General features: G+C 43.9%; 26 protein-coding genes. 7 read left to right on the top strand and 19 right to left on the bottom strand.

All coding sequences use genetic code 11. From position 1 onward, the window contains the following. Positions 1 to 30 precede the first annotated feature (30 nt). The gene (gene plsB / locus OCU36_RS13335) at positions 31 to 2,454 is read left to right on the top strand and encodes a glycerol-3-phosphate 1-O-acyltransferase PlsB (RefSeq protein WP_261838371.1); all 2,424 of its coding nucleotides are present in this window, start codon (positions 31 to 33) and stop codon (positions 2,452 to 2,454) included. A 99-nt stretch (positions 2,455 to 2,553) separates the two neighbouring features. Here plsB and ubiA read toward each other — a convergent pair whose 3' ends face one another. Then, a complete protein-coding gene (gene ubiA, locus OCU36_RS13340) occupies positions 2,554 to 3,408 on the bottom strand; it encodes a 4-hydroxybenzoate octaprenyltransferase (protein WP_261838372.1) in 855 nt (284 codons plus the stop codon). Beyond that, the gene (locus OCU36_RS13345) at positions 3,409 to 3,948 is read right to left on the bottom strand and encodes a chorismate lyase (protein ID WP_261838373.1); all 540 of its coding nucleotides are present in this window, start codon (positions 3,946 to 3,948) and stop codon (positions 3,409 to 3,411) included. A 160-nt stretch (positions 3,949 to 4,108) separates the two neighbouring features. Between OCU36_RS13345 and OCU36_RS13350 the strand changes: the two genes are divergently transcribed. After that, positions 4,109 to 4,516 (top strand): flagellar basal body-associated protein FliL, encoded by a 408-nt coding sequence (locus OCU36_RS13350; protein WP_261838374.1) that lies wholly within the window; start codon positions 4,109 to 4,111, stop codon positions 4,514 to 4,516. Positions 4,517 to 4,596: 80 nt separating this feature from the next. Here OCU36_RS13350 and glpG read toward each other — a convergent pair whose 3' ends face one another. The 6 genes from glpG to ftsY all read right to left on the bottom strand — a co-directional run bounded on the left by glpG (position 4,597) and on the right by ftsY (position 10,245). Then, the gene (glpG, locus tag OCU36_RS13355; RefSeq protein ID WP_261838375.1) at positions 4,597 to 5,439 is read right to left on the bottom strand and encodes a rhomboid family intramembrane serine protease GlpG; all 843 of its coding nucleotides are present in this window, start codon (positions 5,437 to 5,439) and stop codon (positions 4,597 to 4,599) included. Positions 5,440 to 5,494: 55 nt separating this feature from the next. Further along, entirely contained in the window at positions 5,495 to 5,818 is a 324-nt protein-coding gene (glpE, locus tag OCU36_RS13360; protein WP_261838376.1) for a thiosulfate sulfurtransferase GlpE, read from the bottom strand. A 404-nt stretch (positions 5,819 to 6,222) separates the two neighbouring features. After that, positions 6,223 to 7,080: an RNA polymerase sigma factor RpoH gene (gene rpoH, locus OCU36_RS13365; RefSeq protein ID WP_123302226.1), complete on the bottom strand. Its 858-nt coding sequence runs from the start codon at positions 7,078 to 7,080 to the stop codon at positions 6,223 to 6,225. 177 nt (positions 7,081 to 7,257) lie between these two features. Next, on the bottom strand, positions 7,258 to 8,226 hold the full coding sequence (ftsX, locus tag OCU36_RS13370) for a permease-like cell division protein FtsX (RefSeq protein ID WP_261838377.1): 969 nt from the start codon (positions 8,224 to 8,226) through the stop codon (positions 7,258 to 7,260). Further along, positions 8,213 to 8,890 carry a cell division ATP-binding protein FtsE gene (gene ftsE / locus OCU36_RS13375; RefSeq protein WP_261838378.1) on the bottom strand — a complete coding sequence of 226 codons (678 nt, stop codon included), beginning with the start codon at positions 8,888 to 8,890 and terminating at the stop codon, positions 8,213 to 8,215. The genes ftsX and ftsE overlap by 14 nt, the downstream gene beginning before the upstream one ends. A gap of 77 nt (positions 8,891 to 8,967) precedes the next feature. Further along, positions 8,968 to 10,245: a signal recognition particle-docking protein FtsY gene (gene ftsY, locus OCU36_RS13380; protein WP_261838379.1), complete on the bottom strand. Its 1,278-nt coding sequence runs from the start codon at positions 10,243 to 10,245 to the stop codon at positions 8,968 to 8,970. 230 nt (positions 10,246 to 10,475) lie between these two features. On the opposite strand from ftsY, the gene rsmD reads away from it, so the two are divergent. Together rsmD and OCU36_RS13390 are read left to right on the top strand one after the other, a co-directional pair. Continuing rightward, positions 10,476 to 11,078, top strand: coding sequence for a 16S rRNA (guanine(966)-N(2))-methyltransferase RsmD (gene rsmD / locus OCU36_RS13385; RefSeq protein WP_261838380.1), 603 nt, complete (start codon positions 10,476 to 10,478; stop codon positions 11,076 to 11,078). A 10-nt stretch (positions 11,079 to 11,088) separates the two neighbouring features. Further along, positions 11,089 to 11,355, top strand: a complete 267-nt coding sequence (locus OCU36_RS13390; protein WP_261838381.1) for a DUF1145 domain-containing protein — start codon at positions 11,089 to 11,091, stop codon at positions 11,353 to 11,355. 134 nt (positions 11,356 to 11,489) lie between these two features. Here the strand turns inward: OCU36_RS13390 and OCU36_RS13395 are convergent, their stop codons facing one another. From OCU36_RS13395 to OCU36_RS13405, 3 genes are all read right to left on the bottom strand, one after another. Continuing rightward, positions 11,490 to 11,726, bottom strand: coding sequence for a YecH family metal-binding protein (locus tag OCU36_RS13395; protein WP_261838382.1), 237 nt, complete (start codon positions 11,724 to 11,726; stop codon positions 11,490 to 11,492). A gap of 90 nt (positions 11,727 to 11,816) precedes the next feature. Next, a complete protein-coding gene (locus OCU36_RS13400) occupies positions 11,817 to 12,437 on the bottom strand; it encodes a lysoplasmalogenase (RefSeq protein WP_261838383.1) in 621 nt (206 codons plus the stop codon). Between the two features lie 925 nt (positions 12,438 to 13,362). Further along, on the bottom strand, positions 13,363 to 13,737 hold the full coding sequence (locus tag OCU36_RS13405; RefSeq protein ID WP_261838384.1) for a DUF4145 domain-containing protein: 375 nt from the start codon (positions 13,735 to 13,737) through the stop codon (positions 13,363 to 13,365). A 244-nt stretch (positions 13,738 to 13,981) separates the two neighbouring features. Here OCU36_RS13405 and OCU36_RS13410 point away from each other — a divergent pair, with 244 nt between their 5' ends. After that, the gene (locus OCU36_RS13410) at positions 13,982 to 14,311 is read left to right on the top strand and encodes a DUF2500 domain-containing protein (protein ID WP_261838385.1); all 330 of its coding nucleotides are present in this window, start codon (positions 13,982 to 13,984) and stop codon (positions 14,309 to 14,311) included. A gap of 29 nt (positions 14,312 to 14,340) precedes the next feature. Here the strand turns inward: OCU36_RS13410 and OCU36_RS13415 are convergent, their stop codons facing one another. The 7 genes from OCU36_RS13415 to rhtB form a co-directional block, all read right to left on the bottom strand. Continuing rightward, positions 14,341 to 15,354, bottom strand: coding sequence for an acyltransferase (locus OCU36_RS13415; RefSeq protein WP_261838386.1), 1,014 nt, complete (start codon positions 15,352 to 15,354; stop codon positions 14,341 to 14,343). Positions 15,355 to 15,508: 154 nt separating this feature from the next. Further along, positions 15,509 to 16,729 (bottom strand): organoarsenical effux MFS transporter ArsJ, encoded by a 1,221-nt coding sequence (gene arsJ, locus OCU36_RS13420; protein WP_261838387.1) that lies wholly within the window; start codon positions 16,727 to 16,729, stop codon positions 15,509 to 15,511. Between the two features lie 97 nt (positions 16,730 to 16,826). Beyond that, positions 16,827 to 17,336 (bottom strand): cyclin-dependent kinase inhibitor 3 family protein, encoded by a 510-nt coding sequence (locus OCU36_RS13425; RefSeq protein ID WP_261838388.1) that lies wholly within the window; start codon positions 17,334 to 17,336, stop codon positions 16,827 to 16,829. A gap of 6 nt (positions 17,337 to 17,342) precedes the next feature. After that, entirely contained in the window at positions 17,343 to 18,344 is a 1,002-nt protein-coding gene (locus OCU36_RS13430; RefSeq protein ID WP_261838389.1) for an ArsJ-associated glyceraldehyde-3-phosphate dehydrogenase, read from the bottom strand. A gap of 41 nt (positions 18,345 to 18,385) precedes the next feature. After that, positions 18,386 to 18,727, bottom strand: coding sequence for a metalloregulator ArsR/SmtB family transcription factor (locus OCU36_RS13435; protein WP_261838390.1), 342 nt, complete (start codon positions 18,725 to 18,727; stop codon positions 18,386 to 18,388). Between the two features lie 99 nt (positions 18,728 to 18,826). Continuing rightward, positions 18,827 to 20,047, bottom strand: coding sequence for an EAL and HDOD domain-containing protein (locus OCU36_RS13440; protein ID WP_261838391.1), 1,221 nt, complete (start codon positions 20,045 to 20,047; stop codon positions 18,827 to 18,829). Between the two features lie 48 nt (positions 20,048 to 20,095). Then, complete coding sequence (rhtB, locus tag OCU36_RS13445) at positions 20,096 to 20,713, bottom strand: homoserine/homoserine lactone efflux protein (RefSeq protein WP_261838392.1); 618 nt, start codon at positions 20,711 to 20,713, stop codon at positions 20,096 to 20,098. Positions 20,714 to 20,794: 81 nt separating this feature from the next. Here rhtB and OCU36_RS13450 point away from each other — a divergent pair, with 81 nt between their 5' ends. Both OCU36_RS13450 and OCU36_RS13455 read left to right on the top strand, forming a co-directional pair. Further along, a complete protein-coding gene (locus OCU36_RS13450) occupies positions 20,795 to 21,775 on the top strand; it encodes an alpha/beta fold hydrolase (RefSeq protein WP_261838393.1) in 981 nt (326 codons plus the stop codon). A gap of 187 nt (positions 21,776 to 21,962) precedes the next feature. After that, positions 21,963 to 22,790, top strand: coding sequence for a Cof-type HAD-IIB family hydrolase (locus OCU36_RS13455; protein ID WP_261838394.1), 828 nt, complete (start codon positions 21,963 to 21,965; stop codon positions 22,788 to 22,790). Between the two features lie 112 nt (positions 22,791 to 22,902). On the opposite strand, the gene OCU36_RS13460 is transcribed toward OCU36_RS13455, so the two are convergent. Beyond that, the gene (locus tag OCU36_RS13460; RefSeq protein WP_315972662.1) at positions 22,903 to 23,334 is read right to left on the bottom strand and encodes an EVE domain-containing protein; all 432 of its coding nucleotides are present in this window, start codon (positions 23,332 to 23,334) and stop codon (positions 22,903 to 22,905) included. Positions 23,335 to 23,339: the final 5 nt, after the last annotated feature.

Below are 23,339 nucleotides of genomic sequence, written 5' to 3' on the forward strand. Positions count from 1 at the left end.
TTGAAATAACTATTGAGGCAGTGAACCTATATGTCTTCTGGACAATCTTTTTCACGTTCATTAATGAAACTACCTTTATCCATATTGGTAAAGGGTACATCAATCCCCTCGAATCCAGTTGAGGATTTGAACATTGATTTGAGCAAACCGATTGTATACGCCTTACCGTTTCGCTCAAGTGTAGATATTCTTACATTGCAAAAACATGCGCTTGAATTAAGTTTACCAGACCCTTTGAGTAAACTTGAAATCAACGGAAAATCACTGCAACGCTACGTTTTTATCTCTTCTCGAAAAACTCTGCTTCAAGATGATGATTATGTACCAAGCTCTTCAATTGATCTCTTCTCGGAGCTGCTTTCGCTGCACGCAGAAGACTCAGAGCTCGATGTTCAAGTTATCCCTGCGACTGTATTATGGGGGCGTAAACCAGGCAAAGAGAGTAACCAAAGACCTTACTTACAAGCCATGAATGGCTTAGAGAAATCTAAAGCGGTATTACTCGCGGGTCGTGATTGCTTGGTTCGTTTCAGCCCTGTTGTTTCTTTACGTTACATGGCGAACTCTCATGGTACTCACAGCACCATTGCGCACAAGCTGGCGCGCGTTGCACGTATTCACTTCTCTCGCCAAAAACTTGCTGCGTCAGGACCTAACCTGCCAAGCCGCCAAGCCCTTTTCAACCGCCTGTTAAAATCAGAAGCGATCAAGAAAGCGATTGAAGACGAAGCACAAGCAAAGAACATCTCGATCGAGAAAGCGAGCAAAGAAGCTCAAGATATCATGGACGAGATCGCGGCAAACTTCTCTTACTCACTGATCAAACGTGGTGAGAAGATTCTTGGTTGGTTGTGGAATAAATTGTATCAAGGCTTGCATATTAACAACGCTTCAACGGTTCGCAAGTTGGCTCAAGATGGCCATGAGATCGTTTATGTACCTTGTCACCGCAGCCATATGGATTACCTACTGCTTTCTTATGTACTTTATCACGAAGGCATGGTGCCTCCGCACATCGCTGCGGGTATCAACCTGAACTTCTTCCCTGCCGGTCCTATCTTCCGTCATGGTGGTGCGTTCTTTATTCGTCGTAGCTTCAAAGGCAACAAGCTTTATTCAACCATTTTCCGTGAATATCTCGCAGAACTTTTTGCTAAAGGTTACTCAGTCGAGTACTTCAGTGAAGGGGGACGTTCTCGTACTGGTCGTCTACTGCAAGCGAAGACAGGCATGCTCGCGATGACCATTCAGGCAATGTTACGCGGAATGAATCGTCCAGTAACACTCGTTCCTGTCTATATCGGTTACGAACACGTAATGGAAGTGGCCACTTACGCGAAAGAGCTTCGTGGTAAGCGTAAAGAAAAAGAAAATGCCAGCTTAGTGATTCGTACTCTACGTAAACTGCGTAACTTCGGTAAAGGCTATGTCAACTTCGGTGAACCAATTCAGCTTAACCAATACCTAAACGAACATGCGCCAGAGTGGACGAAAGATATTGATCCAATGGGTACCAGCAAACCGCAGTGGATGAATCCAGTGGTCAACGACTTAGCGACTAAGATGATGACGCACATTAATGATGCCGCCGCGACCAATGCTCTGACACTTTGTGCAACTGCGCTATTGGCTTCAAGACAGCGTGCATTGTCTCGTGACTCTTTGGTTTCTCAAATCAACTGCTACCTATCTTTACTAAAGAACGTACCTTACTCAGATACGTTTACCGTGCCAAAAGACAGCGCAGAAGATCTAGTCAAACACGCAGAATCACTGAACAAGTTCTTGATTGAATCAGATTCAATGGGCGACATCATTTCGCTTGACCGCCATCAATCTATTTTGATGACCTACTACCGTAATAACATCATTCACTTATTTGCTCTACCCTCATTAATTGCACAGATGACTATTCGTCAGCGCGGTTTATCGATTGACGCAATTCAAGAGAACGTTGCTGCTATCTACCCGTTCTTAAAGAAAGAGCTGTTCCTAAGCTACGACGAAGACAAGCTTGAAAACGTAGTGTCGAACATCATTGAAGAGCTGGTTAACCAAGGCATGCTTGTGGTTTCCGATAACGAAGTGACGATCAACCAATCAAACAGCCAAGCCCTGATGCTATTGGGTCGTACGATTTCAGAAACGCTACAGCGCTACTCTATTGCTCTCAACCTATTGGCAGAGAATCCAGAGCTGGATAAGTCTGACCTTGAACAGAAGAGCCAAGACATCGCACAACGCCTTGGTCGTTTACAAGGTATCAATGCACCGGAGTTCTTCGACAAAGGCGTATTTGCATCGATGTTCGCAACGCTTAAGCAACAGCAATACCTAGATAATGATGGAAATTGCGATTTAGAAAAGACTCAGCTCTTTGCTCAACTTCTCTATTCACTGCTTTACCCAGAAGTACGTTTAACCATTCAAGAAAGTATCCACCAAGTAGAGTAATCTCTCGGCGAGGATTCTCTTTAATAGCAAAGCTGGACGTTCAAAAAAGGCACCGATGGGTGCCTTTTCTTTAACGTTCACTGATACGAAGAGGAGAACTTACCAAAAGGAAATGAACAAACCCGCAGTCACAACCATACCGACATAGTTATTATTTAGAAAAGCTTGGAAACATAAGTCACGATCTCGATGACGCATCAAGTGTTGTTGATAAACGAACAAGCTACCAACAATCAATAACGCCCAGTAGAAAACATCACCCAGTTGATAGTGTACTCCCAGTACCATCAACATCACCAACGTCACTAGCTGCAAGAAACCAATGCTCAACTTATCAAAGCGACCAAATAAAATCGCCGTCGATTTAATACCAATCTTCAGGTCATCATCTCGGTCGACCATCGCGTATTGCGTATCGTAAGCAATCGTCCACAATGCATTAATTGTGAAAATAAACCAAACAAAACTTGGTAAATCATTGGTTTGGGCAGCCCAAGCCATTGGTATTGCCCAGCTAAAAGCCAATCCAAGAAACAACTGTGGAAGATGAGTAAAACGCTTCATGAAAGGGTAAATAAAAGCTAAACCTACCCCGATAAAGGAAAGCTTAATCGTCAGAGGATTCATGGTGAGTACCAAGAAAAATGAAACCATAGCTAACACTAAAAAAAGTACAATAGCCTCCTTACTGGAAACCAAACCTGAAGGCAGTGGGCGCTGCTTAGTACGTTTTACATGACCATCCACTTTACGATCAGCAAAATCATTGATCACACAACCCGCCGAGCGCATCAGTACCACACCGATAACGAAAACAACCAAAACATCCCTGTCAGGTATGCCTTGCGCAGCAATAATCAGCGACCACAGAGTCGGCCATAGGAGTAACAAGGTACCAATCGGGCGATTCATTCGCGTTAATTGCCAGTACGCTTTCGCTTTGACGGCAAGCATTTACACATTCTCCTTAGAGTAAATAGGGGATGCAGGTAAAAACAGTTCAGCCACAAGCATCGGCTTATGATTCATCCATAATCGAGAGCGACGTGCGAGCAGTCGCACATCACCCACAAGAGCCCAACCGACTTGCAGCGCATCCCGCTCCACGTTCTCAGCGCTGAACACCGTCAGCCCAAGCGGAACATTGCCCTGTTGGGAAAGATCGGAATGTTGATCTTCTAACGTGATTCGGGGAATTAAGGTTCGGCCTAACACCCACTGAACATCATCACCTTTCAAAATAACTTTACGTAATAAGCAATCATATGATGATAAAAGATACTCTTCATCTCGCTGCAGTATCGAGCGTTCTACAACTTGATTGTGAAGTAACTCAACAGATAGATGTTCACAACACTTGCCCAATTTACGGGAAAGAGAGCCTTGTTCCATAAGCCACTCTTTAGTCATTTCATTTGGAAAATCAAATGTTTCTGTACTTTGCCAATCTACATTCATTAACGAATTAAGATACAGCGATATTGGCTGATTCATACTGGTATTCAATAGGTGACTTTACACGTATAATAAGGAACTAACTTTCGAAAAATTAAAGCGCTCTTCGAACTATCAATGTATTGGGATTTAGACTGCTCATTGTAACAAGACTAATGCGTTTCGAGTATCGCGAATAAACTAAAGAAAAGTCATAAATATGCACAAACGTTATGTCGCCCAAATATTTCTTGCGATGAGCTTGCTCTTTCCTGCATCGTGTTTTGCAAAAGAAGAGCCAACCTCTAAGCTCGCCTACTTCACGCTAGAGCCAGACCTGACCACCAATTTCCATACTAAAGGGAAAAAGCTGGGCTACATTCAAGTGCGCCTCGATATCATGGTTGCCGATAGCAAAGACTTAGCGACCATTGAGTATCATCAACCATTGATCCGTGATGCTGTCATTGAGTTACTCGGCAAACAAAACGAAGAAACGATTAAATCTCTGTCCGGTCGTGAAGATTTGAGAAAAATATTGGTTGCACACCTCAATGAGATTCTACTTCCTGAGACAGGAAAAACACTCATCGCGGATTTATTATTTACCAAGTATCTCTACCAGTGATATTAACTCAGTATTCAAATAAAAAACGGCCATCAAGCCGTTTTTTTTACATCTATCATTAGCGCATTTTTGAGTATACGCTAGTGCCTGGTCGAACTGGGCGCCTTCATTGAATCAATTAACCCAATAATCAAACCTGCAGCCAAACCTGCTAAATGGGCGGTATTTGCGATAGCCATAAATGGCAGCATATAGCCAAGTACCAACCACACCAACATAAAGCCGACAATCTGTCTCGGGATACCTAAACCAAGTTGTGGTGCCTTCGCACCAACAACCCATAAATAACCAACCAAGGCATACACAACACCAGACAAACCACCGAAGTTCGCCCCTTCAACCCAATACTGCCCAGCACCTGAGAGCGCAGAAGAGACAGCAAAGATCTGAAGTAATTTGAGGCTGCCTAGTTTCTTCTCAATGTCCCCACCTAACTGCCACCACCACAAAATATTAAATGCGATGTGCATAACGGAGAAGTGGAGAACGGCATGACTCAGCCAACGCCACAGCTGCCATTGCTGTCCATCAAACGCTGGGAAATGCAGGGCATTGAAAATAGCTTGGCCAAAACCGATCTGTTGCAGCACAAAAATGACCATACACACCAACATCAGGCTCAGTGTCACCGGCCCCGCTTTGGCTTTGATCATACCCATGAAGCTTGGCGTGTGGTAATGAAAGTTACTCTTTCTGGTCTCGGCCATATCCCAAGACGCCGCTTGATAGCGCTTATGGTTGGGTTCAGCTAGAAAACGATTCCGCTCAGCTTCGGTTTCAACCTGAAATTGACTATCAAGAAGCCAAAGAGCAAAACGCCCTTCTCCCTCTGGAGACATCTGAATAGGGATCTGACGCGAGGCCATATAGTCAATAAATGCTTGAGCCAGACGAGGGTTGTCTAACACCATCAGTCTAATCATTGTTACTTCCTAATCATACTATGAGAAATGCTTGAAGCGATGACGATGATAAAAGTTATAAGCCAGCAACGACTGGAAGTTCAGCGCGCTGCCAAGCTTCAAAACCACCATCAACACTGTATACCTCTTCAAAGCCTTGATTCACTAAATATTGAGCTGCACCTTGGCTACTAATGCCGTGGTAACACATCACCAAAATAGGCTGTTCAAACTCAACCTCATTCATGAACGACACCATTGTATCATTCGTCAGGTGATAGGCTGTTTTTGAGTGAGCGACGGCAAAAGACTGCGGATCACGTATATCGACAAGTCTCGCTTCGGCTTGTTCAATGAGGGCTTGTGCGCCTTTTACGTCAATATGTTTAAACTGGTCCATAACTTTCTCTTTTATGCTGATTGACTTTGCTGTCATTGTAACCTATCCCAAGGCGAACAATCACATCCACTTAATAAGGTTATCCACTAGCGATCACTTTTACAGCATTTGTGGATAAATCTGTGGATTGCGTTGATAAAGTGTTTTTTGAAAAACAGATCCACAACATGTAGTAATGATCCTGATCTAACTGTGTGTGTTATGAAAACTATCCCCACAGCACAAACCCTCACAAAGCCTTATTACACCCTGCTTTTAGACAGCTGACGAATAAACTTCTCACAGAGTTATCCACATTTTTTTTGAAAACCTCGATCAAAAAGACGGTGACATCGATCCCCAATAAAAAAGCCGAGATCTCTCGATCTCGGCCTTTTCAAATCTCAGCGATTTACTAGCTACGATTAGAAATCGCCAACGGCTTGTTTCAACTTCTTCATCGCATTTTTTTCTAACTGACGAACACGCTCTGCTGAAATACTGTAAGTATCCGCTAAGTCTTGCAGCGTTGCTTTGTTATCGTCTAACCAACGTGAGCGAACAATGTGTTGGCTACGCTCATCTAAGCTTGCTAATGCCAACCCTAGACGATTATTGGTGTGTGACTCCCAGTTAGCCGCTTCAACCGTTTCAGCAACGTCTGATGCTTTATCTTCTAGGTAGTAAACTGGTGCCGTGTAAGCAGAGCCGCCATCGTCATCGTCCATAGGCGCTTCAAACGTCGCATCTTGTGCTGCTAAGCGGGATTCCATCTCACGAACTTCTGAAGGCTCAACACCCAGTTCACGAGCCACCGTCTCAACTTCACCGTTGTTGAACCAACCCAAACGCTTTTTAGACTTACGAAGGTTAAAGAACAGTTTACGCTGTGCTTTAGTGGTCGCAATTTTAACGATACGCCAGTTACGTAGAACGTATTCATGGATTTCAGCTTTGATCCAGTGAACAGCAAACGAGACCAGACGAACACCAACTTCTGGATTGAAGCGCTTAACAGCCTTCATCAAGCCGATGTTACCTTCTTGGACAAGATCAGCCATTGGTAACCCGTAACCAGAGTAGCCTCTTGCAACGTGTACCACAAATCGCAAGTGGGAAAGGATCAAGCCTTTCGCTGCATCTATCTCACCTTTGTAATGTAATCGCTCTGCAAGTTCACGCTCCTCTTCAGGTGTCAGCATTGGGTAGCTGTTCGCTGAACGGATATAGCTATCTAAACTATCTTGTGTGACTAAAGCCATTTGATACGCTTGGTTTGCCATTCGGTTCCTCATCAATCTCTGATCTGGAGTAATACATCTATTAAAACCCAACAATCTTGAACCTAAAATGAACAGGTTTCAAGAAGGGGGAAGTAATTATGCATAATCAATTCGTCTATACAAGGCTAAAACTGGTTAAGAAGTGCCTATTTCCTGTTTAAATATGACTCCATTCACTTAAACAGGTTCAATTTCTTTTAGATGACGCTGCGCAGACAACTTAGCCGCCACACTGCCAAGCAAAGTTCCAACAATCAGAAGCAGTAAAGACTCATCCCAACTCAAACCAATGAGACGAAAATGGCTATCATAAAGCTGAGCCAAGTCATCGACTGCACTATTCAACAATACCGTGATAAGAGCCGTCATTATCCAAGCCGTAACCGAGCCTAATACACCAAACCACATTCCTGAATACAAATATGGTCGTAAGATGAAGCTATCGGTGGCACCAATTAGCTTCATAGTTTGAATCTCATCTTTATGTGCTAACACATTAAATCGCAGTGTATTGCCAATAATCAAAAACACAGCACCCAACATCAATGTCGTTAAAGTAATAACAATCACCATTGCCAATGCTTTGATCGCATCTAATCGAGCGAGCCAATCTTCGTCTAAGCGAACATCGGTCACCAACTCTTGCTTTTTAACGGTATTTGCCAATTCTTTAATTGAGGTATCGCTGTGTACGCTTGGCGTAATCACCAAAACCCCAGGCAATGAATAATCATCGAGAATAGTCAGGGCATCTTCGAAACCAGAATACTGACTGAGATCAGCGAGCCCCTGTTGGGGTGAAATATATTCCACCAGCTCAACTTGATCCCAACTTTCGATTTCATCCTTCAACACCATGACTCGTGGCTCAGGAATACCGTCCTCTACATAAGCACTTATTTGTGACGGGCTGGTGACATCTTGCGCCACTTCACCTACATTTTTACCCAGTAAGTACAAGCAAGCCGGCATTGCTAAAGCCATAGAGATCACCGCTAGTGTCAGTAAATTGCCTAACGGGCGTTGCCACATTTGCATGAAAGATGCTTTGGCTTGCTTCCAATGAATAACAAAAAAACCATCACTTTTTACACGGTTTGCACCTCGGTTAGATTGAGGCTTCTTGATACGCTTATTCACGGCCATAGTCTTCAACCTCACTCAAAAAGCCTTGGTTTAATTCAAGATGACGGTATTGAGGGCGAGTGTTCACTAACCCGATATCGTGCGTCGCTAGGATGATCGTGACACCGGCACGATTGAACTCTTCAAATAATCGCAGCACGCGGTTAGATAATTCAGGATCTAAGTTACCGGTGGGTTCATCGGCTAACAGCAGAGTTGGGCGGTTAACCACTGCGCGAGCAATACCCACGCGTTGTTGTTCGCCACCAGAAAGTTGGCTCGGCAAGCAACGGGCTTTATCTAGCAGACCGGTTTTATCTAACGCTGCACTGACTCGACGCTTTATTTCATTTTCAGAAATAGATTCAATACGCATAGGCAGAGCGACATTATCGAAGATCGAGCGATCCATCAGCAATCGATGGTCTTGAAAAACAATCCCAATATTACGGCGTAAAAAAGGGATATCTTTCGCTGGGATACGAGTGATATCGTGTTCATTAAACCAAACTCGTCCGTCAGTTGGGCGCTCTATCGCGCAGATCAACTTCAGCAAGGTACTTTTACCAGCACCGGAGTGCCCGCCTAAAAATGCCATCTCTCCACGTTTGAGGTGAAAGTCCACCTTTTGGAGTGCTTGACGTCCGCCTCGGTAGGCCTTACTCACTTGCTGAAATTTGATCACCGAAAATTCCTCTTACGATCACTAATATCAAATTTAAAACGGTAGCAGATTGAAGATAAAACACTTTACTGCTCGCATTACTCTTCGCGACTAAATAGCGCTTCAATAAAGTCTTTCGACTCAAATGGACGCAGGTCATCAATACCTTCACCGACACCAATATAGCGAATTGGGATTTGGAACTGATCAGCAATAGAGAAAATCACCCCACCTTTCGCCGTTCCGTCTAACTTAGTTAACGTGATCCCCGTTACTGGCGCGACCTCACTGAACAGTTTAGCTTGACTGATCGCGTTCTGGCCTGTACCTGCATCGAGCGTTAGCATGATTTCGTGTGGTGCAGAGTCATCAATTTTCTTCATTACACGAACAATCTTACGGAGCTCTTCCATCAAGTTGCTCTTGTTCTGTAAACGACCTGCAGTATCGGCAATCACCACATCGACACCACGTGCTTTTGCCGCTTCAATCGCATCATAAATAACAGATGCACTGTCCGCACCAGTATGTTGGGCGATAACCGGCACATCGTTACGCTGCCCCCAAACCTGAAGCTGTTCAACGGCTGCGGCACGGAAGGTATCACCTGCCGCAAGCATCACTTTTTTGCCTTCATTTTGGAATTGTTTCGCCAGCTTACCGATGGTCGTAGTCTTACCTACACCGTTCACACCCACCATTAAGATAACGTAAGGTGTTTTAGTGGTATCCACAACCAGAGGCTGTTCCACTTGGCTTAAGATGTCTGCCATCTCTTCTTTAAGCAGACCATAAAGTGCTTCACCATCTTTCAGGTCATTGCGAGATGCTTTTTCTGTCAGGTTTTCAATGATCTTAACCGTGGTATTCATACCCACGTCAGCAATCAGAAGTTGCTCTTCTAGCTCTTCAAACAGGTCTTCATCGATTTGCTTGCCTTTGAACAGACCAAAGAAACCCGCACCGATGTTTGCTTTAGTGCGGCTTAGGCTGCGCTTAAGGCGAGCAAAGAAGCTTTCTGTCGGCTTCTCTTGTACTTCTTCAACCTGAGCTTGAGGAGCAACCACTTCTTCCTGTTCTGCTTCTGCTTCTGCTTCTGCTTCTGCTTCTGCTTCTGCTTCTGCTTCTGCTTCTGCTGCGACAGGTTGCCGCTCTTGTTGAGTCTCTTCAAGCGCTTGATCAGATTCAACTGATTTAGGTTCATTTGGCTTAGCGATATCAGCTTCAGGCGCGACCTGTTCAGCCTCAACTTGTGATTCAACTTCAGTTTGATCTTCAACGTTTTCTACGTTCGCTTCATTCTGAGTTTTTGGGCTTTGTTCTTCTTCACCAAAACCAAGCCACGATAATAATCCGCGCTTCTTTTTTTCCGTCATCAGAGGAGTTTCCTAGATCTACTAATTAGCTGTATTGACTTAATACACGTCGACTCTTTGCTATTGTTATACAATACAAGCTTGTACAAACGAATAGTAAAGAAAAATGACAAAGCAGTGATAAGTTTGCTTTTAGCTTGATACACTTTGTCATTGCAAATTTATTTAATACACGAACCCCGTTAAATTGGGTTTGGTATAGTATCACTTTATTAGCGGTCAAAAAATCTATGGTAAGACGTCGCCAGCAAAACACATCACAAAAAAAGCCATCCGGAGGCTTTGTTCGAATTATTAGTGGCTCATGGAGAGGTAGAAAACTGCCTGTTCATGATTTAGAAGGATTACGCCCAACCATTGACCGAGTAAAAGAGACGCTCTTTAACTGGGTGGCTCAAGATATCCCACATTCAACTTGCTTGGATGTATTTGCCGGTTCTGGCGGCCTAGGGTTTGAAGCCGCTTCTCGCCAAGCAAAAATGGTGACACTGCTCGAAATGAATCCAAAGGCGGCCAAACAGCTTTCTGATAACGCGAAAGAACTCAAGGCAGACAACATCAATGTCGTGAATACTGATGCTATCGCTTTCCTTAAGAAGCCAGGCACTCCTTACGATATGGTTTTTCTTGATCCACCATTTCGTAAAGGCTTGCTGGCAGAAACCGTACAACTGCTTGAGAGTAACGGTTGGCTTGCAGACAATGCCATCATTTACATTGAGACAGAGAAAGAACTGAAACTCGAAGCTATGCCAGAGAACTGGGAATTGCATCGCGATAAGACCACAGGACAGTCCAGCTACCGACTGTTCAATCGAATCACTGAAGAATAGGAGTTATTGAATGAAGTTCTTGCTTCCACTAGCAAAAGCAGCCATTGCCTTTGTTTGGTTTGTCTTAATCGTCAACATTTTCCACCCGTTCCCAGGTAATGGAGCCATTGCACTTTACATCATGACCGCATTTTTGCTCTTCATGCACGGCCTGCAAATGCTCATCTTTATCGGTGCTTTCGGTGATAAAATCAACATGTCACGCTGGGATAAATGGTCTATATTGATTTTTGGTATTTTCGCTCTACTCGATATCCGACGTAAACACATGATGTAAATACCGTGACATCGTCAACCCAGAGAAGCCGCTCAATTGAGCGGCTTCTTTATATTTAGCCGCTGAAAATATCCTCTCTACTCGCCGAATATCTAAAAGTCAAAAGACTCAAAAAACCCCGTTGTGGCTATAGTTCAGTGGTGGCATACACGCTCACGATTGGTGCAAAGTTTGTTATCAACAACCACAACCTTCTCCATCTTCAGGAAAAACTTCAGCAGGCCATCCAAATCCAAACCATTGAGCTTGCACGTATGGAAACGCGCTTCTGTCCCGTAGGTTTGCGCGAGCGTTTGCGTCAACTCTTCACGAGTCAATGACTTTTCACTCAGTAGGTTTAAAACGTTGTGTGCATGAATTTCGGTAGTCATAACGCTATCTCATGTTTAATGAAATAAATGTAGAGTACTTACTTTCATCTGAGCAGTATTGATGTAGCTCAGAGTTAGGTTAGCTCTACCCTAAATGGTAAGGGAAGCCACAATGAGAGCGTGCGCCAGAAAGTAACTGCCCGTCACCCAAAAGTAGGCACCTTTGATTGGGCTACGGTAGAAATTCAGAGCGTACGCTAATGCTGAAAGCAGTAATACGGTACAACCAGCAAAACCCACCGCATGCGACAGTTCAGGATCAAGCAACCAGAGCTCACCAGAAGCCCATGCAAGCTGAATAAGCACGATACCCATGATAACCACAGGAAAGACGAGTTTGTCTAAGCGAGGGAGAAGTAAGAAGAAAGCCACGACACAAGCCGCTAATAGGAATGCGAACAACCACCAGACCATTTCTCCTGAGAGCTGCAACCAAAATGCTTTGCTGTAACAGAGCTGAGCCAGTAAGAAACAAATAAAATGCAGGGGGCGTTTTTGAGCAACAGTATGAAAGACATCTGCGATCGCAGAGATCGCTAACCCAGCCACTATCCAATAGGTAAAATCAGCAACGACAGATTGAGTTAAAGCGATGGTCGCTAATAAGAAAAAGGTAAAAACCTTATACGATAAGGCCTGACCGATATGTCCATGTTTCGTTCCTGATATTGCTCCGATACCAGACAAGGAAACCGCCAACCAACTCCACATACCATTTGCCCTATTGCTTTAAATCGTCGCCAGTCTAGGCACACGAGTGTTGATGTAAAGCCTCGGCTCCTCAAAATTGGATCTTGATTACGCTTCCACGAAAAAGAGTCTCTTTAGGTTGAAGTCGTAATAATGAACACAGTAATAACGGCTATTCGTTTAAAACTAGAGCGAATTAGCATAAAACCCATTCAAACGGGCATTAGAGTAGCCATACTGGAGTTTTGGTCAATTCTAACCTATAGGATCCACAAAAAACGGGCCCTATATCGCTAAATTCCACACTTTAAAAATTAAAAATACCACATTTAAATCAAACAATAACAACAACTTAAACAAGTAAACTCAAGGTTAACAGGAAAACAAAAACGCTACCTAAGACTAGACTGATAAAGTAGCCAATTTTCTTTTATAAAGTCCCACTTTGTCATATTTCTCCAAGTCCTCTGTAAAAATCACCACAAAATTCAAACCAAAAACTAAAAAAACCGACAAAAACAAACCCATACATCGCCAACCCTTATTAATACAGTTTAACAACATTTAACAATATAAATCACACAAAACAACCATTAAAAAACAATGACTTATACAAAAAAGGGACAAACATGAATCACAACGCACAAAATAAGAACACTCCAAAAATACAGTTAACCCCCCCCAAACAGGCCAAAAACCAATAGTTTCTCTCCACTTTTAAAGCTTTCGAAAGTAATTCTTGATCTAAAGCCATAATTAGTGCTATTGTTTAAGACATAGCGAGAGACAACCAAATTTAGGAGTAGTGTTATGATTTCATCTTCGCAAAGACAAGGACTTGTAATGATCGCGGTAGTTGTAGGTCTAATGACACTACCGATGATGTACTAAGCAAGTTACAGATAAAAAAGGGACGCCATGGCGTCCCTTTTTTTGTTCAATTTTTTCACTTCGAAAACAGATGCAGTGTGAGCACATCCCAGTTCGCATAATAGAAACCCACAGCAGCTAAAGTCATTGCTATCATCAGTAAGACGGCTACTCGCCAGATAAAACGACCACTACGTGGGGTCAACGCCTTCTCACAGTCGTTACACATCATGATGAACTTATGTTGATCTTCCAACTTAGCCTCATGTTCATTGACAACCCGGTTACGGCACGTTGCGATATAACGCAGCTTACTCACCATATCGTGCGGTAACCTTTCTTCACAGCTGGTTACAAGCTCATGCAATCCTTCGCCTTCGGCGTGATATTGAAGCCTCAATAATTTCTCTATATTACGAGTTCTTGTCACTACTTTTTCAATATCGGTCATCTTGACCCTCCCACTCCACACTATGATTCTAGTTGAGTATTTCCTTATTCTTATACAAAATCACCGTTATTTACGAGATAAAGAGACCATAAATAACAATGCCTTATCCCAAACAGGCCATTAAATGTGATGTCTGCCGAAAAATAATCAGTTTGGTTTACAACAGTTCACGAATAACAGCTTTAAACACATATCCCTTTAGCTTGAAAGACTAGAATAGCCATCACGACGACATGGAGGTTATATGCCTAATTCACTCTTTTTTGCCATCTTTGCACTCGCGGTTCTAGCGGCTTGGGTATTTATTGGTTTCTATCGAAAGCACTCACAAGGTGAAAATGCACCAGAAAAGAAAGTGAATGTCACCGTGTTAGACAAACAATCCATCGACCTTCCTGACGCAGAGCCTGGCCAAGAAGATCGTGAGTATTGGATATACGTTCAACGTGGTGTCGTTGGCCCAAAACGAGAATTCCAAGTGGGTATCCACTACTTTCACGCCCTCAACCCTGGCGACAAAGGAACCTTAACCTACCAAGGTGACAAGTTCTTACACTTTGCATTGAAACGTTAATCACTTTAGTACAACGACTTTCAGCAGAACTAAGGTAATAACCAACTCGTTTTCGGCGATTTAGCAACCAACCAGCTCAACCATAAAGCCCCCGTACCACTAACCACTATCCATAATGGAATCACCCATGCAGGGTGTCCTTGGAACCAACCGAACGCTTTCATTGGCCACAAGAAAATCGGGTGTAGTAGATAGATACCTAAGCTGTGTTTACTGATAAACCCCACCACTTGGTTACTTTTATCAGATAACCCTTCTCCGCAGTAACGACATAACATAAACACCATGCTCGCCGCTAATACGGTATTCAGCGTCTTATAAGATAACCAACGCCCTACCGTGTACTCTTCTGCTACCACACTTACGTCAACCACCATATAAACCGTGATGAGTAACGCTAGCCCACCCAGTAACACACTCACACCAACAGTCATCTTGTTAAGTGGCACCAGCTTATACAGAAGGTAGCCCAACGGTAAATATCCGGTGTATAACCACAATTCGTGACTCCAAGGGCCATCGATTTTCAATAAGAACAATAACGTGGTGAACAACCATACCGCTGTAAAGGCATAAACCGATCTATCACCGTGCTTTCTAACCATGATCTGTAAAAAAGGAATCACAAAGTAGAGCGGGATAAAGTAATAGAAGAAACCAAGATGATAGTACGTGTAGTGGTGATAGCTATTGAGCAACACTTCCCAACTGACCTCGGCATTAAAGCCCATTGCAGACCAACCTGACAGGTAAGTATAGAAAAGCGACCAGACAATGAAAGGAATCAACACCTTACCCAGACGACGCTTGAGGTAATATTGGGCGTCAAACGGGCGCTGATCGCTCAGCATCAGAGCACCCGTTATCAATATAAACACGGGGACAGCCCAACGACTGAAGCCATTGATAGTGACTGCCGTTAACCATTCATTGAAGGGAATGGTTCCGAGCTCATTACGATAAGGCGCCAAAACATGAATCGCGATAACCGCGATCGCCGCGACACATCGTGCTAAATCAAAAAAGAGTATTCGCTGATTCATGTAACTGCCTGATTAATATTCAATCATTCTACTATAGCAATAAAAAAGCTGACCGGAATAAATACCAAGTCAGCTTAGTGTTAAAGGAGAGGCTTATCGCGAATTTAGCTCATATGAACCTCGCTTATGCGACTTTCGCTCTTACGAATGAAACTCATGCAGCTGATGTTTGCGGCACCTTAGGCAGACGGAGGGAAATAACCGTCGTTATCGCTAAGAACGCAAAGGATACCCACAAACACGCAGACAAACCGGCCATTTGGAATACCAAGCCCGACAAGATAGTGCCAATCAAACGGCCCATTGCATTCGCCATGTAATAGAATCCGACATCAAGAGACACCCCATCGCCTTTCGCATAACTCACAATCAGGTATGAGTGCAGTGATGAGTTCACCGCGAAAATGGCACCAAACACCATCAGGCCACCGATGATAACGAACTCTGGTTGCCAGCCAATTTGCACCGCATAGGCAATACTGGCCGTCACGATAGCCAACGCCCCTGCCCATAATAGCGCGGCATGTCCATCAGGCACCTTGCCTTGTGCTTTACCGGTAATCTTAGGTGCAATGCCCTGTACAAAGCCATAAGCAATGGTCCAAGCCGCTAAGAAGCCTCCTACCCATGAGTGATCCCATCCAAACACACTGCCTAGGTAAATCGGCAAAGCAATCACAAACCACACATCACGAGCACCAAACAGGAACATACGCGCCGCAGATAGAATGTTGATGGATTCAGACTTAGAGAAGATCTGTTTGAATTTAGGTTTGGTTTTCGCTTTACCCATGTCCGCTTCTAAGCTCATCAAGCTGCCGATGAACACCAATGTCAGCACTGCGGCCATCGTAAGCACCGCGTATTGAAAGCCAATCGTCGAGAGCAGCAAACCGCCAATAAAAAAGCCAGCACCTTTAAGCGCATTCTTCGATCCAGTCAGAATTGCAATCCACTTATAAAGCGCGCCTTGTTGTTCATCAGGAACCAACGTCTTAATCGAGCTCTTAGCACTCATCTTATTGAGGTCTTTCGCGATACCAGACAAAGCCTGCGCCGCCATGACCCAAGGAATAGTCAACATTGCACTTGGCACAGCGAGCATACCTAAGGCGACGACTTGCATCCCTAAACCGATGTTCATGGTTTTATTCAAGCCTAGACGAGCCCCTAACCAGCCCCCAATTAGGTTCGTTACCACACCAAAAAATTCATAGAAAAGGAACAGTGAAGCAATCTCTAACGAGCTGTAGCCAAGATCGTAAAAATACAGAACCACCAGCATGCGAAGTGCACCATCAGTAATGGTGAAGTTCCAGTAGTTGAAAGTCACCAACATGTATTGGCGAACGCTCTTACTTAGATTTGAAAACATAACACTATCTCTGCAATCTAAACAAAAAGAGCTTTTGGATCATGATAAGCTCAACACTCCCGATACCAAAAGCTCCTTGTATAACAACAATGGCTTATTAGCGGTTTGCTACGCCATTAATGTATTCAACCTGAGTAGGCTTAGTAAATGCACCCGGACGCAGTGCCTGCACCTCTTCAACAATCTTGCTCATGTCCCAACTCTTCTCTAGCAGCAGATGAGCCGCGAACAAACCAGTACGACCAGAGCCGCCCATGCAGTGCATCGCGACCTTCCCGCCGTTATCGACGATGTTATGAAGTTCAGGGCTAGCTGCTTGCCACTTCGCAGCAAAATCAGCACCCGGTGCACAGTCATCTTCAATTTCGATCTGGAACCATTGCATGCCTAGCGCACGTGTTTTTTCGCCAAGTGCCGCCACGTCTTTACTGGCAAGCTCATGGTCATCAAGTGCTGTCACGATCGCTTCAACGCCTTGCTCTTTTAGCTGAGCCAGTGATGCATCAAGCGTTGCTTCTTTGGTACCTGGGCATGGAGTCAGAATGAGCGCACCTTGCTCTAGGTCTAGTTGCCATGTTGGGTGTACTTGAGAATCTGTCATCGTCATTCCCCCTTACGCCAAACCGACGGTACGAACCAACTCAGCAGTACGTGTCGCGTACCCCATTTCGTTGTCATACCAAGCATAGATCTTAACCATGCGCTTGCCGACCAACATCGTAGAGAGGGCATCTACGATCGTTGAACGTTGGTCACCTTTGTAATCGATGGACACCAGTGGACGCTCTTCGAAGCCAAGAATGCCTTTCAGTTCATTCTGAGACGCTTCTTGCAGCATCGCGTTGACTGCTTCTACCGTGGTGTCTTGTTTCACTTCGAAGATGATGTCTGTCAGAGAAGCATTCGCTAGCGGTACACGAACCGCGTGGCCGTTGATGCGGTTTTCAAGCTCAGGGAAGATCTCAACAATCGCTTTGGCGCTACCCGTCGTGGTTGGGATAAGGCTCATGCCACATGCACGAGCACGGCGTAAGTCTTTATGAGGTGCATCCAGAATCGTTTGTGTGTTGGTGAGATCATGAATGGTGGTGAAAGCAGCGTTTTCGATACCGAGCTTCTCGTTGATCACTTTAACCACAGGAGCAAGGCAGTTGGTTGTACAAGATGCTGCGGTTACGATTTTGTGCACTTCAGGATCGAAAATATTGTCGTTCACACCAACCACAATGTTTACAATGCCTTCTTCTTTCACTGGCGCAGATACCACAACGCGCTTCACGCCTTGCTCTAGGTATTTATTTAGGAAAGAGCTTTTACGGTGGACACCTGTCGCTTCAATAACCACATCACAACCAGACCAATCGATCGCATCAATGCTGCGCTCTTGTGTCGTTTTAATACGCTGACCCTTGATGATCATTTCATCGCCTTCAACCGCGACTTGGTGATTCCAACGACCTTGAACCGAATCGAACTCAAGAAGGTGAGCCAATGTTGCTGTGTCGCCAGCAACATCGTTAATTTGAACAAATTCTAGCTCATCCCAATCGAAGGCTGCACGAAGTGCTAGACGACCAATACGACCAAAACCATTGATACCTACTTTAACTGTCATTGTGTGTTCTCTCAGTTCGTGGTGAATCTAAAAAGATTAAATTAAACGCAACATTGAGGACGTGAGTTCATCGACTCTAAGCGCTCAATATCTTGCTGGTATTCTGTTTTCAAACAGTTCGATGCGATAAGGTCGTCAATTAACTTTAGCATCCAACCCGGTAAATCCTGTGACAAGCGGTAAAACACCCACTGCCCTTGGCGCACATCCGTCAAAATGCCATTTGAACGTAACTGCGCTAGGTGACGGGAAATCTTTGGCTGACTTTCTTGCAATGCTTGAGTCAACTCCCCAACCGATAAGCACTCATTGCGAACGATCAACATTAAGCAACGCACGCGCGTTTCATCGGACAGTAATTTAAAAAATTGGTGAGGAAGCATGGTTACATTCCTATATATGGATATCCATATATCTTATCTATAAAAAAACGCACGTCAAGGCGTGCGTTTTCATTGTCATAAAAGTTTAATCTACATCCATCAGACCTGATTGAGGACAGTATCACTCCAGCGACGAGCTTCCATGAGCTCTGAATTAACCAACTCCACATCTAACCCTAGATCAGCACAATGTTCACCTATTTGTTGCCAATCCGCATGCTCAAAACTCTCTTCTAATGCCAGCAATATTCCATAAGGTCCTTCTCTACGAAGTAGAGCGCCTTTAATACTGTTGCACAAAGGCAACTCGTCTAACAACTTTTCTAACGACAGATCAAACAACGCATCCAGCAATGAGAATAACCCGATCATAAAGGATTGTTCGGCATGCGCTGTAAATGCTTTATAACGAGACATCCTTAAGCAGAACTGAGCTCGCTGCAAAGACAAACCGTACAACTCTTTCGGTTTTTTATCAGAGACATAAGACGCGACAACCAACGAGACAAACATTTTGAGTTTTTCTTGACCGAGATAAACCAAAGCCTGATGAAATGAAGAGATGGCGACCTCAAGACGAGGCGTTATGGCATTCACAAAACGCAGCAGCTTATAGGACAAAGTGGCATCTTTCGCGATGATCCTTTCGACACGTTGGAAGTCGACCTCCAGTTTGCATACCTCTTGAAATAACTCCATAGCAATCACTTGTTCAGGGCTTACGTACTTAGTTTTGATGACTTCTGGCTTACTAAAAAAGTAACCTTGAAAGAACTTAAAACCCGCTTTTTTGGCTTGTTGAAACTGTTGCTCGGTTTCGATTCGCTCAGCAAGAAAATGTAACTTCTTTCCTTGGTAAGCTTTGACTAAATCACACGCTTCATCCAAGCCCATTTGCATAATGTCGAGTTTAATAATATGCGTATATCTGAAGAAACGATCCCATTCAGGTTTCGCAATAAAATCATCTAGGGCGATCAAATAGCCCGCTCGATACAGTTCTTTGATCGCTTCGAATAAATCATCGGTCGGCTTGCAAGTTTCGAGGATCTCGATCACCACCTTGTCTCTGGGTAAGCTTAAAGGTAAGCGCCGAATCAAGCTTTGATATGGGAAGTTAATAAAACAACGCGAAGATGGAATCAAAGGATTAAGCCCAACCGATAAGAAGTTCTCAGCAATCAGACGATACGTCGCTCGATTCGATTCGATATGCGCAGGATAGGCATTCTTTTCTCCATCACGAAACAGTAGCTCATAACCAAGCGTGTTCTTTCTACGATTTAGAATAGGTTGTCGAGCAACATAGGTGGCTTTCATTTATTGATAACTCTCATTTAATTTCACTATCTAGACCTATTGCTCTCACTAAGCTTTTGCCGCCGCCAATAAAACGCCACAGCCCATGAACATACCCCCAAATATTTTATTGATCTTACCCATGATGCGATCAGAACAAATAAAGCGTCTCACCTTTGAAGCTAATGAGGTGTATCCCAACATAACAAGGCTATCAATCAATATCGTTGTTATGCCTAATACTAGCAATTGAGGGGCTTGTGGTTGTGCAGGGTCGATAAATTGAGGAAATAGGGCGACTAAAAACACGATAGATTTGGGGTTAGTTAGATTGATAAATACCGCATTTCTAAGCAGTTTGCCGCTCGATAGCGTTGAACTTTTATTAGAAGCGACTAAACTCGATTTATCACGCCATTTTTGAATACCTAACCACAGAAGATACACCACCCCTACCCATTTGATGATAGTGAATACCAACGCTGACTGAGCCACTAGCGCACCGATACCCGCACCCACCAGTATAATGTGAAATGCAAGACCTAGCTGTAAGCCAACAATCGACGCAAGGGATTTCTTCGTGCCATAACTGAGCCCATTACTGATTGAATTAACGGTACCAGACCCCGGCGCTAAACTAAATAAAATTGCCGTGACGACATAGGCAAGCCAAACATGAGTATCCATTTGCATTTCCTTACTAGTTCTTTAATCTAACCACATTCGTAGCAATAAAGCTCTCTCACGCATCAGTTCAGGTAATTTCCCATGGAAAACCACAGTGACGCCACATTTCTGTACACACAAGAACCTCAATTTGAGGAAGCAATTAAACACCCGATTCGTACCCTTTGGCAACAACGAAAAGATGGGTATCTTACATCATCCGGTAAAAAAAAGCTGTACTGGTGTAGCCTAACCTCACCGATGCACACTAAGGCGATTGTTATCTCAAATGGCCGTATCGAGTGCTGCCAAAAATACCAAGAACTCTTTTATGATTTATATCAACAAGGCTATGACGTCTATTCGTTTGATCACCAAGGTCAAGGCCAGTCAGAACGCATCGTAAAAGACTCTGATATTGGCCATATTCATGAGTTTGATGATTACATCTCCGATATGTCCGACGTCATTACCAGTTTTGATCTCAATAAATATGCCCATCGTTACCTACTCGGACACTCAATGGGCAGTACCATAGCGACTCGCTACTTACAAACTCACCCCGATCACCCATTTGATAAGGTCACACTGTGTGCTCCGATGTTCGGGATCAAGACTGAATGGTACTTAGCGCCTATCGCGATGGTTGTTGGACAGCTACTCACAGCTTTCCATGCCAAGCCCACTTATGCCCCTGGACAACAAGCGTATTACTCTAAGCCCTTCGAAAATAATCTATTAAGCCACAGTAAGGTACGTTATCAATGGTTCCGCCGTCTTTACGAAGAGTCGCCCTCTTTGCAAGTTGGTGGAGCAAGTACTCGTTGGGTGTGGCAAGGGTTGATGGCGGCTAAGCAAGCTATCCAACAAACTCGTCAAATTAAAATCCCGCTACTACTCGTTCAGGCTGGCGAAGAGAACATTGTAAACAACCGTGCTCAAATTAAGTTCATTCATAAACTGAAGAAAACCAACTCCGCATGCCAATTTAAGGCCATTGAAGGGTCTAGACATGAGGTGTTGTTTGAGACGGATGAATATCGCAATCAGATACTGGTTGCCATTAATCAGTTTTTTGCTTAACGCTCGCGCCCCAAGAAAAACAACAGACCAAAAAGATAAGCACTAAAGAGGAAGAGAAGTTAGTGAGCTTTACCCTCTTTTCTTGTATGAATTTAGCATACAATTTCTAGATAGAAATATTGTCTTTCAAAGGGCATTAGCAATGACTGGTGTCGATATTGATTAAGCATTTTGCAATGAGGGTTAGATGACGATTCCTACACTAAAAGATTCCGTGAAAATTGTTGCCTCTGATTTAGATGGTACGCTTTTGGCGCCCAACCATCAGTTAAGCGATTTTACCAAACAAACACTCACCAAGTTACATGGACAAGGTTATACCTTTATCTTCGCAACCGGTCGTCACCACGTTGATGTTGCTGGTATTCGCAAGCAAACAGGCATCCCCGCTTATATGATCACCTCAAATGGTGCTCGTGTGCATGACCAAGATGACAACCTAATGTATGCCAAAAACATCCCTGCCAAACTGGTGCAAAGTGTTGTGGATATATTTAAGAAAGACCCTGATCTCTTCATCCATATCTATATGAACGATGAATGGTTACTGAATCGTGATGACGCGGTCATGAAGAAGTTTCACGATCAAACTGGGTTCACATACCGATTGTACGATGCTGACAATGTACCGAGTGAAGGTGTTGCTAAAATCTTCTGTACACATCCAAACAAATCACATGAACACCTTGTTCCATTTGAAGATGAACTCAACGCTCTGTTTGGTGACAAGTTGAATGTGGCGTTCTCAACGCCTTGGTGTTTGGAAGTGATGGCGGCTGAAGTGTCTAAAGGTGATGCATTGCAAGCCGTAGCAAAATCTGTCGGTCTGGAACTTGAAAACTGCATTGCCTTTGGTGATGGTATGAACGATGTCGAACTACTATCAATGGCCGGTAAAGGCTTAGTAATGGGTACGTCGCATGAGAAAGTACTTAACGCCCTGCCAAATAATGAAGTGATTGGCAGCAACGCCGACGATGCCGTTGCACACTACTTAGAAAAGCACCTGCTTTAATCTCACCGAGTCTAAGATATTTGAATCAGTAAAAGGCAGCCTTAGCTGCCTTTTTTTGAACCTTACGTTCAATGTACTCTCTAAGACTAACAAGAGCCGAGTACTTCTTTTCCTAAGATTGCCTGCCCGTAACGGGCATGATGGATAAGCGATTGCCTCGTTTAACGAGCGGCATCTCAGCTAGCTCAGGCATCGCTTTAAGCGTTGCCAATGGAATCAGACGCTCAGTCACTCGCACAAACTCGACATCAACCATTACCCAGCGCGGGTTATCTGGTGAAGACTTGGCATCATAGTAATCACTCTTTGGGTCAAATTGAAAATGATCTGGGTAGGCTTCTCTGATGATTTTTGCAATCCCCGCGACACCAACGTGTTTGCATGAAGAGTGGTATATCATCACCAGATCGCCAAGTTTGACGTTATCACGCATCATGTTTCGAGCCTGATAATTGCGTACCCCCTCCCAGCAAGAGATTTTTTGCACTCTAAGAGTCTGAATAGAAAAGGTGTCGGGTTCTGTTTTAAATAACCAATATGCCATAATAA

Source organism: Vibrio artabrorum, assembly GCF_024347295.1.
Taxonomy (GTDB): domain Bacteria; phylum Pseudomonadota; class Gammaproteobacteria; order Enterobacterales; family Vibrionaceae; genus Vibrio; species Vibrio artabrorum.

Excerpts from the sequence above, each read along its gene's own strand:
- plsB (WP_261838371.1), top strand. The coding sequence starts at position 31 with ATGTCTTCTGGACAATCTTTTTCACGTTCATTAATGAAACTACCTTTA.
- ubiA (WP_261838372.1), bottom strand. The coding sequence starts at position 3,408 with ATGCTTGCCGTCAAAGCGAAAGCGTACTGGCAATTAACGCGAATGAAT.
- OCU36_RS13345 (WP_261838373.1), bottom strand. The coding sequence starts at position 3,948 with ATGAATCAGCCAATATCGCTGTATCTTAATTCGTTAATGAATGTAGAT.
- OCU36_RS13350 (WP_261838374.1), top strand. The coding sequence starts at position 4,109 with ATGCACAAACGTTATGTCGCCCAAATATTTCTTGCGATGAGCTTGCTC.
- glpG (WP_261838375.1), bottom strand. The coding sequence starts at position 5,439 with ATGATTAGACTGATGGTGTTAGACAACCCTCGTCTGGCTCAAGCATTT.
- glpE (WP_261838376.1), bottom strand. The coding sequence starts at position 5,818 with ATGGACCAGTTTAAACATATTGACGTAAAAGGCGCACAAGCCCTCATT.
- rpoH (WP_123302226.1), bottom strand. The coding sequence starts at position 7,080 with ATGGCAAACCAAGCGTATCAAATGGCTTTAGTCACACAAGATAGTTTA.
- ftsX (WP_261838377.1), bottom strand. The coding sequence starts at position 8,226 with ATGGCCGTGAATAAGCGTATCAAGAAGCCTCAATCTAACCGAGGTGCA.
- ftsY (WP_261838379.1), bottom strand. The coding sequence starts at position 10,245 with ATGACGGAAAAAAAGAAGCGCGGATTATTATCGTGGCTTGGTTTTGGT.
- rsmD (WP_261838380.1), top strand. The coding sequence starts at position 10,476 with ATGGTAAGACGTCGCCAGCAAAACACATCACAAAAAAAGCCATCCGGA.
- OCU36_RS13390 (WP_261838381.1), top strand. The coding sequence starts at position 11,089 with ATGAAGTTCTTGCTTCCACTAGCAAAAGCAGCCATTGCCTTTGTTTGG.
- OCU36_RS13395 (WP_261838382.1), bottom strand. The coding sequence starts at position 11,726 with ATGACTACCGAAATTCATGCACACAACGTTTTAAACCTACTGAGTGAA.
- OCU36_RS13400 (WP_261838383.1), bottom strand. The coding sequence starts at position 12,437 with ATGTGGAGTTGGTTGGCGGTTTCCTTGTCTGGTATCGGAGCAATATCA.
- OCU36_RS13405 (WP_261838384.1), bottom strand. The coding sequence starts at position 13,737 with ATGACCGATATTGAAAAAGTAGTGACAAGAACTCGTAATATAGAGAAA.
- OCU36_RS13410 (WP_261838385.1), top strand. The coding sequence starts at position 13,982 with ATGCCTAATTCACTCTTTTTTGCCATCTTTGCACTCGCGGTTCTAGCG.
- OCU36_RS13415 (WP_261838386.1), bottom strand. The coding sequence starts at position 15,354 with ATGAATCAGCGAATACTCTTTTTTGATTTAGCACGATGTGTCGCGGCG.
- arsJ (WP_261838387.1), bottom strand. The coding sequence starts at position 16,729 with ATGTTTTCAAATCTAAGTAAGAGCGTTCGCCAATACATGTTGGTGACT.
- OCU36_RS13425 (WP_261838388.1), bottom strand. The coding sequence starts at position 17,336 with ATGACGATGACAGATTCTCAAGTACACCCAACATGGCAACTAGACCTA.
- OCU36_RS13430 (WP_261838389.1), bottom strand. The coding sequence starts at position 18,344 with ATGACAGTTAAAGTAGGTATCAATGGTTTTGGTCGTATTGGTCGTCTA.
- OCU36_RS13435 (WP_261838390.1), bottom strand. The coding sequence starts at position 18,727 with ATGCTTCCTCACCAATTTTTTAAATTACTGTCCGATGAAACGCGCGTG.
- OCU36_RS13440 (WP_261838391.1), bottom strand. The coding sequence starts at position 20,047 with ATGAAAGCCACCTATGTTGCTCGACAACCTATTCTAAATCGTAGAAAG.
- rhtB (WP_261838392.1), bottom strand. The coding sequence starts at position 20,713 with ATGGATACTCATGTTTGGCTTGCCTATGTCGTCACGGCAATTTTATTT.
- OCU36_RS13450 (WP_261838393.1), top strand. The coding sequence starts at position 20,795 with ATGGAAAACCACAGTGACGCCACATTTCTGTACACACAAGAACCTCAA.
- OCU36_RS13455 (WP_261838394.1), top strand. The coding sequence starts at position 21,963 with ATGACGATTCCTACACTAAAAGATTCCGTGAAAATTGTTGCCTCTGAT.
- OCU36_RS13460 (WP_315972662.1), bottom strand. The coding sequence starts at position 23,334 with ATGGCATATTGGTTATTTAAAACAGAACCCGACACCTTTTCTATTCAG.